The organism is Burkholderia sp. KJ006, assembly GCF_000262695.1.
In the GTDB taxonomy this organism is placed as follows: Bacteria; Pseudomonadota; Gammaproteobacteria; order Burkholderiales; family Burkholderiaceae; genus Burkholderia; species Burkholderia vietnamiensis.
The window spans coordinates 2,002,285-2,014,821 of record NC_017921.1; the positions used below are offsets into that span (position 1 = coordinate 2,002,285).

The window sequence follows — 12,537 nt, forward strand, 5'->3', positions numbered from 1 at the left end:
TGCGGGCTCGATTCTACGACGGGCTACGACGGGAGCGTGCGCGCCCACGCGCGTCACAGCATGCTGCGCGGACGCACCATCGTTCCGTCGACGAACCGCCGCGCACGAAACGCGGACAGGTCCAGCGACGGCTCGCCCGTGTCGATCCACTCGGCGAGCAGCCGGCCGACGATCGGCCCCATCGCGAAGCCATGCCCGCAGAAGCCGGTCGCGATCGCGAGCCCCGACGGCGCCTCAGGCGCATCGATCACCGGAATCCCGTCGGGCAGCACGTCGATCAGGCCGCCCCACGCCTCGACGATCTGCGCGTCCTTCAGCGCGGGGAAGATCGCCTTCAGTTTCCCGAGCGCGCGCGGCGCATGCGCAGGATTCGGCTGCGGCTGCGGATCGCGCGGCTCGATCGGCCCGATCGCGCCGCGGACCCGTGCGCTGAGGTCGCGCCACGCCGCCCCGTTCAGATGCAGCCGGAACTTCTCGCGGTGCGACCAGAATTCCGGCCAGAACAGGCTCAAGCCGCGCAGATGACCCACGGTGAGATCGACGTCGACCTGCATGTCGTCCGCGAGATTGATCGCACCGTTGCGGCGCTGGCGGATCCCGAGGCCGTGCCCCCAGATCGTCGACGCCGACACGGCGGGCAGCACGTTGGTGCGCATGCAGGTGCCGCGCACGGCGTGCTGCGGCAGACGGATGCCGACGCCGTCGAGCAGACGGAAGCTGGTCGCGCCGGCCGCGCAGATCACGCGCCGCGTGCGGATCGTGCCGCGCTCGGTCGCGACGCCGACCACCGCGCCGCCGGCCGTCTCGATCGCCGTCACGCCGCAGCCTTCGAAGAAGCGCGCGCCGGCTTCGGCCGCGCGCGCGGCGAATGCGGCGGCCACGCGGCGCGGCTCGGCCTGGCCGTCCGAAGCCGTATATAGCCCGCCGAGCGTGCGCACGTGCGCGGAGAGTCCGCTCACGCGCCCGTCGATCTCCGCGCGTGTGACGGTGCGCGTATCGAGCCCGTGCTCGCGGGCGACGGCGAGCCACGCCTGGAACGACGCCCAGTCTTCTTCGTTGTCCGCCATGTACAGGCAGCCGCCCTGGCGCCACTCGAGGTCGAAGCCGAGCGTCTGCTCGAGCCCCTCCCAGATCCGCATGCCGGCCATCATCAACGGCACTTCGGCGGATTCGCGGCCTTGCTGCCGCACGAAACCCCACGCGCGCGTCGACTGCTGGCCGGCGATACGCGACTTGTCGAACACGACGGCCTTCAGTCCGCGCAGCGCCAAATAGTAAGCGGCTGCGCAGCCCATGATGCCGGCGCCGGCGATCACCACGTCGGCTTCGGCCGGAAACGCCGCGTCGGCGCGGGTCAATGCATCGTGCAACGGATAAGTGGTCGTCATCGTTCTCGGTGGCGTGAGGTGTCCGGCCGCGCATCGCCATTCGCGATGGTCGCCGCCGAATCGGGCTGTCGAAGGTCGGATCGTGCGCGAACACACGGCAAGGCACACGAGCGGCCGTCCCCATTTTTTCGTCTTGACGGCGCTATGTTACCGCGCACTAAACTGTATATCCATACAGTGTTTGTGCAGTGGCAATGATCCTCCCCCCATTCGATCCTCCGAAGCTGAACGACCTTACCGAATGGTGGACGAAGTGCACCTATGCGGACGTGCAGCGCCTGATACTGGAAGTCCAGCATCTGCGTCTGACGCTGTGGGAACTGAAGGCGCATGTCGCCGACGCATCGCGCCGGATTCGCGTGCTCGATCCCGACATGCTCGCGCACGGCTCCGCGCTGCGACGGCTGACCTACCTGCTCGAAAAGGAAATCGAACGCGCCAATCCGATCGGCCGCTCGCGCGACGTCTATGCGCCGTTTTCAGACGAATGGCGCGCTCGCGAAGCGCTGCGCATTGCGCGCGCAACCGGGGCCGGCGCAAGCCGGCGCACGCGTACGCACGATGCCGGCGTTCGAGCGCGTCACGTGGGCCGAACTGCGCGAACGCTGGCGCCGCTCGAGCGACCGGCAATCGAGCCACTACAGCCTCGAACAACGCATGGTGCTCGAGATCGCGCGACAGCGCGTGGTGATACTCGCACGGGCGCGCAAACTGGTCGACGACGCGATCGACGAAGCCGCCGCCGACGGCAAGCAGTTGTTCGCGCTCGATCAGCTCAGGCGGCTGCTGTCCGTCGAGCGCGAAGACGGCGAGCCGTTCACGTACTTGCCGTCCTGACGCGTTCGTCCCGTAGCGCGAGTTCGTACGGTGATGCATCCGCTCGCGGCCGCTACATCACCACGAAAATCGCGCACACGCCTGTTCGCCATCGCACGTTGCACGTGTCACAGCGACGTCACTCGCACGGCCATACCATCAATCACGCGCGGCGCACCGTATGTCGTCCTTGCCGCGGCCGGGAACGAAACGTGCTGCGCCACACCGCCTGCCGGCACTCATTTATTTTCTTTGACGAGATCGGCATAACCGGCGAATATTCGCGTCGATCCATCGGTTAGTACTTCTTCAAAACACAAAAAATACGCCGCTCTCCGAGCAAAACGAGGACTTACGTTGTTTCGCGAACTGATATCCGATCGAAGGGGAAGAAATGACGCCGCCGTCCCAGGATGTGAGCATCAGAAAACCCGCTTCCGTAGCGAAAGCCGCCGAGCCTTCGCCCACCTTCTGGAAGCCCGCGCCGCCGATCGACGTGCCTGCGCCGCAACCGGAGCAGCAGCCGATGCCCGATCTGCGCGATTTTTTCGCAGCCGCGGCACTGCAAGGACTGTTGTCGCGCGATGCCGGTCGCAACGTGTCGTCGATCGCCGACTATGAATCGAAGCGCGCCGTTACCGCCTATCGGCTCGCCGACGAAATGCTGAAGGCGCGATAAGCACGCAAGCCTGCGAAAACCGCGGGCTTGCCTTCCCACCGGCCAGCTGCCGTGCCCGGCCACACGCAACCCCGCATCGACTCTTCCAATAAAGCTGCTTCTGCCGCGCGTAAGCGAAATGACAAGCGCTTGAAAAATCCGCCGACGCTTGCACGCATCGCGAAAGCGCCGCTCGCGTCTCGTCTTCCCCGCATCGCGAAAGCGCCTCAAACGGCCACGAACTTTGCCGTAGCGGCACAAGCGTTTGTCGGCCCGCACAGGTCATTGCGCCGAACCGCACCGTCATCGTCCGATCGCTACGCGCATCACTACGACGCGTTCGCGCGGCGTCACGCGCCGCTCAGGCTCCGTTGAACCGCACCTACGTTCGCGAACACGCCGCTCGTCGCGCAGCGAGCGCAGACGCTCTGCGCGGCAACCGCTCGAGCGACGAACCGGCCGCTCGATCGACTGCGGGATCGCTTCCTGCTGTACGGCCATCGCGGATCTTCACGCGCAACCCACTTCATGGAGACTTCATGTTCATTCACAACACACGGCTTCAGTACACGGTACGCGTCGATGCGCCCAATCCGGGGCTCGCGAACCTGCTGCTCGAACAGTTCGGTGGCCCGCAGGGCGAGCTCGCGGCCGCGATGCGCTATTTCACGCAGGCGGTCACCGAGGAGGATCCGGGCCGCAAGGACATGCTGTTCGACATCGCGACCGAGGAGCTGAGCCACCTCGAAGTGATCGGCTCGCTGGTCGCGATGCTCAATCGCGGCGCGAAGGGCGAACTCGCCGAGGCCGTCGACGAGCAGGCCGAGCTGTACCGCAAGCTGCACGGCGCGGGCAACGACAGCCACGTGACGCAGCTGCTGTACGGCGCCGGCACGCCGCTGACCAATTCGGGCGGCGTGCCGTGGACGGCTGCGTACATCGACACGATCGGCGAGCCGACCGCCGACCTGCGCTCGAACATCGCGGCCGAAGCGCGCGCGAAAATCATCTACGAGCGACTCATCAACGTGACCGACGATCCCGGCATCCGCGACGCGCTCGGCTTCCTGATGACGCGCGAGGTATCGCATCAGAAGTCGTTCGAGAAGGCGCTGTACGCGATCACCGCGAACTTCCCGCCGGGCAAGCTGCCGCCGGTCGAGCCCTACGACCGCGTGTACTTCCGCATGCAGCCGGACGCTGCCCCGCTGGTCGGCCCGTGGAATCACGGCGCCGGCCTGGAGATTCGTCCCGGCGAGCCTGCGGTCGACGGCGGCACCGGCATTGCGGAGGGCATGCTGGAACCGGAGCAGGCAGACGCGATCGACGCGATGTCGCAACGGCTGGCATCGGACCGCAACAGCGATCCGCTGACCGGCGCGGAGCTCGGTTCCGGCGCACCGACGCCGCAGCCGGGCGCGGCCGACGAACCCGATGACGCATGAACCGTCACGCAACGGATGTGCGCTTGCGAGCGGAACGCCGCTTCACCCAATCGAACGGAGAGAACGCAATGACCACGGACACGACCGCAGCAGAGGAAAACCTGATGGACTGGCTGCGCGACGCGCACGCGATGGAAGAACAGGCGGAGACGATGCTCACGTCGATGGCCGGTCGGATCGACCACTATCCGGATCTGAAGCGGCGCATCGAGCAACACATCGAAGAAACGCGCGAGCAGGCACGCCTGATACGCGGCTGCATCGAACGGCGCGGCGGATCGGTGTCGACGATGAAGGACGTCGGCGCCAAGACGATGGCGTGGGTGCAGGGCCTCGCGGGCATGTTCGCCTCCGACGAGATCGTCAAGGGCGGCATGGCGAGCTACACCTTCGAGCATTTCGAAATCGCCGCGTATCGCAACCTGATCGAAGCGGCGCGCTTCGTCGGCGACCGCGAGACGATGACGATCTGCGAGCGGATCCTGCCCGAGGAGCAGGCGATGGCCGCGTGGCTCGAACACAACATGGCGGGCGTCGTGCGCACCTATCTCGCCCGCGATGAGACCGACGCGCCGGCGAAACGCTGACGGCGCCGAGCGTCGCGATCACGCACCCGCTGCGCCTTGCTCGGACTGGTCGGCCATCAGGTACCGAATGACGAGCGTCGGATCCGCGACGTCGAGAATCAGGCGACGCATCACGCGCTTGCGCATGTGCGCGTCGTCGAGGGTCCACGGGCCGGCCGCGTCGCCGAGGTAGCGGGCCAGCGCATCGCGGTGGTCGCCGTCCGGCGGCAGGCCGAGCCGCGCGGCGAGCAGCCCCGCGACGACATCGTCGATCTCGATGTGCAGCGGCTTCGAATCGATCGACAGCTGAAGTTTCATGATCGGTCTCTGCAACATGAAAAAGACGGTGCGCGCGCATATCGCGCGCACCGAACCGTGCCGCGCCGGCCAGCGGCGGCGCCAGTGTCGGCGCGTTCAGTAACCGAGCTCGGGGGACGGCGCGGCTTCAGCGCGTTCGTCCTTCGGCGCGTCGGCGACGGTCGCATCGGTCGTCAGCACGAGGCCGGCGATCGACGCCGCGTTCTGCAACGCGGTGCGCGTGACCTTGGTCGGATCGACGACGCCGGCCTCCACCAGATCGCCGTACTCGCCGGTCGCCGCGTTGTACCCGAAGTTGCCGCTGCCTTCCAGCACCTTCGCGATCACCACCGACGGTTCGTCGCCCGCGTTCGACGCGATCACGCGCAGCGGCGCTTCGAGCGCGCGCAGCACGATGCGGATGCCGGCATCCTGATCGCCGTTCGCGCCCTTCAGGTCGGTCAGCGCCGCGCGCGCACGCAGCAGCGCGACGCCGCCGCCCGGCACGATGCCCTCCTCGACCGCCGCGCGCGTCGCATGCAGCGCATCGTCGACGCGGTCCTTCTTCTCCTTCATCTCGACCTCGGTGACCGCGCCGACCTTGATCACGGCGACGCCGCCCGCGAGCTTCGCGACACGCTCCTGCAGCTTCTCGCGATCGTAGTCGCTCGTCGCTTCGTCGATCTGCACGCGGATCGACTTCACGCGCGCGTCGATACGCGCGGCGTCGCCGGCGCCGTCGATGATGATCGTGTCGTCCTTGCGCACCTCGACGCGTTTCGCGCTACCGAGATCGTCGAGCGTCGCCTTGTCGAGCTGCTTGCCGGTTTCCTCCGAGATCACCGTCGCGCCGGTCAGGATCGCGATGTCCTCGAGCATCGCCTTGCGCCGGTCGCCGAAGCCCGGCGCCTTGACCGCGGCCACCTTCAGGATGCCGCGCATCGCGTTCACGACGAGCGTCGCGAGCGCTTCGGCTTCGACGTCTTCGGCGACAATCAGCAGCGGCTTGCCGGCCTTCGACGCCGCCTCGAGAATCGGCAGCAGGTCGCGAATGTTCGAGATCTTCTTGTCGTGCAGCAGGATCAGCGCGTCGTCGAGATACGCGGCCTGCTTCTCCGGATCGTTGATGAAGTACGGGCTGATGTAGCCGCGATCGAACTGCATGCCTTCGACGACGTCGAGTTCGTTGTCGAGCGACTTGCCGTCCTCCACCGTGATCACGCCTTCCTTGCCGACCTTCTCCATCGCGTCCGCGATGATCTTGCCGATCGCGTCGTCCGCGTTCGCGGAAATGGCGCCGACCTGCGCGATCTCCTTGTGCGTCGAGATCGGCCGCGACAGTGTGCGCAGCTCATCGAGCACCGCGCCGACGGCCTTGTCGATGCCGCGTTTCAGGTCCATCGGGTTCATGCCGGCCGCGACGTGCTTCATCCCTTCCTGCACGATCGCCTGGGCGAGCACGGTGGCGGTCGTCGTGCCGTCGCCGGCCACGTCGGCCGTCTTCGACGCGACCTGCTTGACGATCTGCGCGCCCATGTTCTCGAAGCGGTCCTTCAGCTCGATTTCCTTCGCGACCGACACGCCGTCCTTCGTGATGACGGGCGCGCCGAAGCTGCGTTCGATCACCACGTTGCGGCCCTTCGGGCCGAGCGTCACCTTCACCGCGTCGGCGAGGACATTCACGCCCTTGACGATCTGGCTACGCGCACCGTCGCGGAATTTCACGTCTTTTGCAGTCATTTCGTTGCTCCGGGTAAAGTCGTTGAACGGAATGCCGCGCTCACCGGCCGCCTGCCGGCGCGGCGCGGACGCATCGCGCTTCAGGCCGCCTTGCGGGCAGCCGGCGATGCCGGTTCGAGCACGCCCATCACGTCCTCTTCGCGCATGACGAGCAGTTCCTCGCCGTCCACCTCGACGGTCTGGCCTGCATATTTGCCGAAGAGAACCTGGTCGCCCACCTTGAGCTGCAACGGCTGCTGCGAGCCGTCCTGCAGCAGCCGGCCGCTGCCGACTGCAATGACTTCGCCCTGTTCGGGCTTTTCCGCGGCGGAATCGGGAATGACGATGCCCGAGGCCGTCGTCCGCTGCTGTTCGATTCGTTTGACGATAACCCGGTCGTAGAGGGGACGAATCTGCATTTTCATCTCCTGAGCGATGAGATCACCTGAATAAGGGAATCCGGCAGCGCAGCCACCGGCGAAAGCCGCGATGCGCTGTCGTGCCGTCGATCGGCGAAAAGCGAAATAGTGGCGAGCGAACGCGCTTCAAGACCCGCGCGCACGATGCGTTTGTAACAAAATGTTTCAACGGATCAGGATGCGGCGCACCTCGCCCAGCCGGTAGCGAACAGGCGCCGCGCGCTGCAGCGACGGCCGCTATGGCCGCGGCAAGATCGGGCACGGCGGCTGTCGGCCGCCGTCCGCATCGAGTGTGTCGTCGGGTTCGTCGAGCGTGCGCCAGAGGCCGCCCTTGACCGGACGGAACATCCAGCGTGCGTAGCCTTTGCGCGCCGCCAGCTGCATCAGCGCGTCGCGCTCCGGCGCGCCGTCGACGAGATGACGTTCGGCGCACGCGTCGTCGCCATAATCGCCGTAGTCGCCCAACGCCTGGCGACACGCGAGCGCTTCGCCGGCCGACGCGCCGAGCGTATTGCACGCGCGCCGCTCGACGCGCTCGAGCTCCCATGCGCCCAACCGCCATGCCGCGTCGAGCAGCATCGCCTCGACGGATTCGAGCGCCGGCCCCGGGCGCTCGAACTGGATCGCGCTGCCGGGCACCGGGCGCGGCGGCACGTCGATGCCGGGCAGCGCGAGCGGCGTTTCGCGCAGCAAGCCATGCCAGTGCAGGATCGCGATCAACGGCGTGTCGGCACGTGCGGCGGCGGTCACGGTCACGGCATAGAGCGGCAGTCGAACGGCGTCGATCTGCTCGTTCACGATGTCGAAAAGGTCCATGAAACCTCCCATTCTTTCGAAAGCGGCCGGCCCCTTGAAATTCGCAACGCGTGACCTATTTTAGGTGTCGCTCGACGCAGTCGCGGTTCTCGCGCTGCGTGCTTCGATGGGTTATCGGCCAGGCAGGCAACGGCACGGTAGCGCACCGGTTCGTCGCGCATCGGGTTGCCGCCAGGCGATGCTTTGACATGAGAGACGAACATGCTGAGTCCACACGAATTCGCGACCTTGATGCTGATCCGTCATGCGCCGGATCAGCTGGACAACGGCCGTGCCGAAATCGACACGCTGCTCGCACGCCAATTGATCATGCTGGAACACCGCGCCGACGGCGATCGGCGCGCGCATCTGACGCCGCGCGGGCTCGCGATGCTCGACGCGTTCGGCGCGAGTGGCGCCCGCCGCCGCCGCACGAGCGGTCGTCCGCCCGCGCTCGCGCACGACCGCGACGAGCCATACGCGCAGTGCGGTCAATGGTTCGGCGCGGCGGCCGCCGATGCCGGCAGCGCGCAGCCGCAGACGCAGACCTGATAGTCGCGGCAATGCTCGCCGTATGCGGTGCCGCATACGGCGATGCGCATGAATCGTGGAAAGGGTCTCCGGCGGCAAACGCCGGCAGTCGGGCGCGACCCGAATCAGTGGCTATGGCGCGTGCGGTTGCAGTTTCCGCTCGCGCGGTCGAACGGCTGCAATCTGGCGAGTTGCTCGACCGACATCGTGACGACTTCGAGAACATGCCGCGCGATCTGCTCGTCGGTCATCCCGGCGCTCAAATACTGTTCGATGCTGATCGTGCGCGGGGGATAGCTGCCCGATTCGTCGTCGACGATGTGGATCCTGGCGGTTCGCCGCTCGGGTGAGAGCACGACCTGGACGGTCCTGCCGTGAACGATGGTCTGCATGCACAAGGCTGACATTGACGGTCTCCCGTTGCGTGTCGTTCTACCAATCATCGGCCGATACCGGCGATTCATCCGATCAATCTACAAATTTACGTCGCCATTCGCAACCATATGGAATGAATCAAGGCGATCGCACGTGGCACGCCTGGCATGGCTGGCTTCGTTGAACGCGTTCGGCTGTCAGGAGAGCGTACTGCCCGAGGGTTCCGCAACCCGTCGGCACGCTATGCGTAGCGGCTCAACCATTCTTCCGAGAATTTCTTCGCGTAGGCGACGGCTTCGGCTTCGGTGTCGAATTCGCCCAGCTTGCGGAATGCGGCCTCGCGGCTGAAACCCAGCTTCGTCACCTCGACTTGCGCGGCATATTTGCCGTTCTCGGTCACGCGCGGCTCGCAGTTCATCTCATACCCGCGCATCACAAACTTTCTCTGCATCGCTTCGATCTGTTTTGAGACGAGCGAAATCGTAGCATGGCGTGCGGCTCGTGCAGGCAGCGCCCGACAACTGTAACTTCATCGGTTGCGCTAGAGGATTTCATCGAAAAAGGGCCGCATGCTGCGCCGCTGCGCGCCGAGGCCTACGCGGCGCACCCGGGCCCGGCGCCGACCGTTATGCATGCCCCGAAGCGGTGCGCATCGCGTAACGTCGTGACACACCTTTCACAGAAACCCATCTTTTCGGCCACGGAATGGCCGCAGTTTTGCGGTAAAGTTATCGTTTCCGCGCGTGGCCGGTCGGCTCGCCCCTGGACGTCCTCAAGACTGTCCGCCGAGACTGCCGCAAGGCGTCGTTCTGAACGTCACGATCCGTTCCCGTAGCATGACCACTGAAGCAATCACCACGGATTCCCTCGCGGTTGCCGAGCGCGTGCGCGAGCTGATGACCCGCAACGGCATCGGCAAGCGCCAGCAGACCACCGAGCTGTGCCGCATCCTCGACCTGAGTTTTTCGCAGGGTCACCGCAAACTGCGCGGCAGCAGCCCCTGGACGCTCTCGCAGATCAAGAAAGTCGCCGAAGCCTATGGCGAGCCCGCCGCCCAACTGTTCGGCGCGCAGACGCTCGACCCCGGCATGGTCGGCGCCTGTTCACAGGAAGCCGTGCTCTATGCGGGCGTCGCCGAAATTCCATGCACCGCGTGGATCGGCGCGCCGCTCGAAGCGGGCGCCCGCCCCGAATTCGTCGCCTACGAACAGAACGGCCGCTGGCGCGTGCTGCGCCACACCGGCGTGCTGTATCAAAACGCGTACGACGTGCACAAGATCGAGATATATCCGCGCCGCGCCGAAAGCGACAAGCTGATCGTCGCGGTGATCGATCCCGACCGCGTCAGCGCGACCGAACTGTGCCGCTATCTCGAACGGCAAGGCTTCGCCACCGCCGCGTTCGACGGCCTCGCGCCGTTCGTCGACGCGCTGCAGGGCCAGGCGTTCGATGCGGTCGTCACCGAATGGCGGTTCGACGACGGCACGGCCGCCACCGCGATCAAGGCGGTGCGCACGTCCGACAATCCGGGCGCCCCGATCTTCGTGCTGACCGGCGACCTGCTGACCGGCCGCGCGAGCGAGGCGGACATCAGCGAAGTGATCCGCGCGTTCGACGTCGTCTGCTACGAAAAGCCCGCGCGCATGGCGATTCTCAGCGCCGATCTCGCGAAGCGGCTAGCCCGCAGTTGAGCGCCGGCCTGCGCTGACGGGCAGCCGGCGCAGGCCGCTCGGCGGTGGCGCACGGGTTCGTCAGTACAATGGCCGGATTCCGTTCACGACCGGCCTTCGCCGCCCGACCTCATGGCCCGCCTGATTCCCGACGACTGGAAAAGCCTTGCCGCCACCGGCGCGGCCGAACGCGAGCGCGAGACGCTCGCCGCACTCGAACACGCGCTGCCGGACACCTACACCGTCTATCACGGCGTCCACTGGACGCGCGCCGACCAGGGCTTCTCGGTGTTCGGCGAAGCGGCCTTCGTGGTCGTCAGCGCAGCGGGCCGCGTGCTGCTGATCGAGCAGAAGGCAGGCTTCCTGCGCGAAACGCCGAAGGGCCTCGTCAAGGTCTACCTGCAGAAGGAGCGCAACGTCCCGATCCAGCTCGCGCGCACGCAGGAAACGCTGCACCGGCGGCTGACGGCCGCGCTCGGCGCGGGCGTCTACGGCGTCGATGCGCTGCTGTACTGCCCCGACTACGCGATCCGCGACACGGCGATCGCCGGCGTCCCGGCGGACCGCATCGTCGATGCCTCGCGCAAGGCGCAGCTCGCGCAGGTCATCCAGCAGATTCTCCCCGACGACGACGCGCCGTTGCCGAACGCCGCGAAGCTGCATCACTTCTTCGCGGACGAGCTCGCGCTCACACCCGATACCAGCGCGCTCGTCGGCCAGGCCGGCACGCTGGTCACGCGGCTGTCGGGCGGGCTCGCCGCATGGGCGCGCCAGCTCGAGTTCACGCCGTTCCGATTGCGCGTGACGGGCACGGCCGGTTCGGGCAAGACCCAGCTCGCGGTGCAGGCGATGCGCGACGCGCTCGCGGCCGGCAAGCGCGTGCTCTACGTGTGCTTCAACCGGCCGCTCGCCGACTACATCGCACGCATCGCGCCGCCCGGCGCGACGATCGCGAACTACCATCAGCTGTGCGACTGGGTCGCCCGCGACGGCGGCTATACGCCCGACTTCGACGCGCCCGGCGCGTTCGAACGGCTCGAGGCGCGCTTCGCCGAAACGCCCGTGACGGAGCGCTGGCGCTTCGACGTGCTGATCGTCGACGAAGGTCAGGATTTCCACGCGCCATGGGCGACGGCCCTCGAGCGCCTGCTCGCGCCGAACGGCGCCTGGTGGTGGCTGGAAGATCCGCTGCAGAACCTGTATCTGCGCGAGCCCGTCGCGCTGCCGGGCTGGGTCACGCTGAAGGCGTTGACCAACTATCGCAGCCCGCGCGACCTGCTCGAATTCGTGCGCGACGTCGTCGGCCGGGTGGAGCCACTCGCGGCCGAGCTGCGCTCCGGCAGCCCGTTCGACGGTTCCGATCCGGCCGTGTCGTCATACGGGGAAGCCGGCGCGTCCGACGACGCGCTCGCCGACGCGTGCATCGACGCGACCAAGCGCGCGATCACGCACGCGCTGTCGCTCGGCTTTCGCAAGCAGGACATCGCCGTGCTGTCGTATCGCGGCCGCGAGAGCTCGGTGCTGGCGCGGCTCGACCAGCTCGGCCCGCACCGGCTGAAACGGTTCACGGGGAAGTACGACCTGTTCGGCAACCCTGAATACCGCGAAGGCGACGTGCTCCTCGATTCGATCTACCGGTTCAAGGGGCAATCGGCGCCCTGCGTGATCCTCACCGAGGTCGACTTCGACACGCTCGATGCGCGCGCGGCCCGCAAGCTGTTCGTCGGCGCGACCCGCGCGACGATGAAGCTGCTGCTCGTCGCGTCGGCGCGCGCGGCTGCGCAACTGCCGGCCGCTTGACGCACGGCTGCCCCGGCGACCCCGGCGACGCCAACAACGGCACGCCGGCAGCCGCGCC

General features: G+C 66.9%; 12 protein-coding genes and 2 pseudogenes. 7 read left to right on the forward strand and 7 right to left on the reverse strand.

Annotated elements, in window-relative coordinates:
• Positions 1–53: 53 nt before the first annotated feature.
• Positions 54–1,388, reverse strand: coding sequence for an NAD(P)/FAD-dependent oxidoreductase (locus MYA_RS22760; protein WP_014725234.1), 1,335 nt, complete (start codon positions 1,386–1,388; stop codon positions 54–56).
• Positions 1,389–1,582: 194 nt separating this feature from the next.
• On the opposite strand from MYA_RS22760, the pseudogene MYA_RS32530 reads away from it, so the two are divergent.
• From MYA_RS32530 to MYA_RS22780, 4 genes and pseudogenes are all read left to right on the forward strand, one after another.
• Positions 1,583–2,225, forward strand: a pseudogene (locus MYA_RS32530) (hypothetical protein).
• 373 nt (positions 2,226–2,598) lie between these two features.
• On the forward strand, positions 2,599–2,883 hold the full coding sequence (locus tag MYA_RS22770) for a hypothetical protein (RefSeq protein ID WP_014725235.1): 285 nt from the start codon (positions 2,599–2,601) through the stop codon (positions 2,881–2,883).
• Between the two features lie 518 nt (positions 2,884–3,401).
• Positions 3,402–4,307: a manganese catalase family protein gene (locus MYA_RS22775; protein ID WP_041494193.1), complete on the forward strand. Its 906-nt coding sequence runs from the start codon at positions 3,402–3,404 to the stop codon at positions 4,305–4,307.
• 68 nt (positions 4,308–4,375) lie between these two features.
• Entirely contained in the window at positions 4,376–4,894 is a 519-nt protein-coding gene (locus MYA_RS22780; RefSeq protein ID WP_011882455.1) for a ferritin-like domain-containing protein, read from the forward strand.
• Positions 4,895–4,912: 18 nt separating this feature from the next.
• Here MYA_RS22780 and MYA_RS22785 read toward each other — a convergent pair whose 3' ends face one another.
• The 4 genes and pseudogenes from MYA_RS22785 to MYA_RS22800 form a co-directional block, all read right to left on the reverse strand.
• Positions 4,913–5,191 carry a hypothetical protein gene (locus tag MYA_RS22785; protein ID WP_041494194.1) on the reverse strand — a complete coding sequence of 93 codons (279 nt, stop codon included), beginning with the start codon at positions 5,189–5,191 and terminating at the stop codon, positions 4,913–4,915.
• Between the two features lie 96 nt (positions 5,192–5,287).
• The gene (gene groL / locus MYA_RS22790) at positions 5,288–6,910 is read right to left on the reverse strand and encodes a chaperonin GroEL (protein WP_014725238.1); all 1,623 of its coding nucleotides are present in this window, start codon (positions 6,908–6,910) and stop codon (positions 5,288–5,290) included.
• A gap of 80 nt (positions 6,911–6,990) precedes the next feature.
• On the reverse strand, positions 6,991–7,308 hold the full coding sequence (locus MYA_RS22795; RefSeq protein WP_014725239.1) for a co-chaperone GroES: 318 nt from the start codon (positions 7,306–7,308) through the stop codon (positions 6,991–6,993).
• Positions 7,309–7,473: 165 nt separating this feature from the next.
• A pseudogene (locus MYA_RS22800) lies at positions 7,474–8,124 on the reverse strand (diguanylate cyclase).
• Between the two features lie 201 nt (positions 8,125–8,325).
• Here MYA_RS22800 and MYA_RS32270 point away from each other — a divergent pair.
• Positions 8,326–8,655 (forward strand): hypothetical protein, encoded by a 330-nt coding sequence (locus MYA_RS32270; protein ID WP_011882460.1) that lies wholly within the window; start codon positions 8,326–8,328, stop codon positions 8,653–8,655.
• A 104-nt stretch (positions 8,656–8,759) separates the two neighbouring features.
• Here MYA_RS32270 and MYA_RS22810 read toward each other — a convergent pair whose 3' ends face one another.
• Together MYA_RS22810 and MYA_RS22815 are read right to left on the reverse strand one after the other, a co-directional pair.
• Positions 8,760–9,041 carry a hypothetical protein gene (locus MYA_RS22810; RefSeq protein ID WP_041494195.1) on the reverse strand — a complete coding sequence of 94 codons (282 nt, stop codon included), beginning with the start codon at positions 9,039–9,041 and terminating at the stop codon, positions 8,760–8,762.
• A gap of 209 nt (positions 9,042–9,250) precedes the next feature.
• Positions 9,251–9,460 (reverse strand): hypothetical protein, encoded by a 210-nt coding sequence (locus tag MYA_RS22815; protein WP_011882462.1) that lies wholly within the window; start codon positions 9,458–9,460, stop codon positions 9,251–9,253.
• 385 nt (positions 9,461–9,845) lie between these two features.
• Between MYA_RS22815 and MYA_RS22820 the strand changes: the two genes are divergently transcribed.
• Positions 9,846–10,700 (forward strand): helix-turn-helix domain-containing protein, encoded by an 855-nt coding sequence (locus MYA_RS22820; protein WP_011882463.1) that lies wholly within the window; start codon positions 9,846–9,848, stop codon positions 10,698–10,700.
• 111 nt (positions 10,701–10,811) lie between these two features.
• A complete protein-coding gene (locus tag MYA_RS22825; RefSeq protein WP_014725243.1) occupies positions 10,812–12,479 on the forward strand; it encodes an ATP-binding domain-containing protein in 1,668 nt (555 codons plus the stop codon).
• Positions 12,480–12,537: the final 58 nt, after the last annotated feature.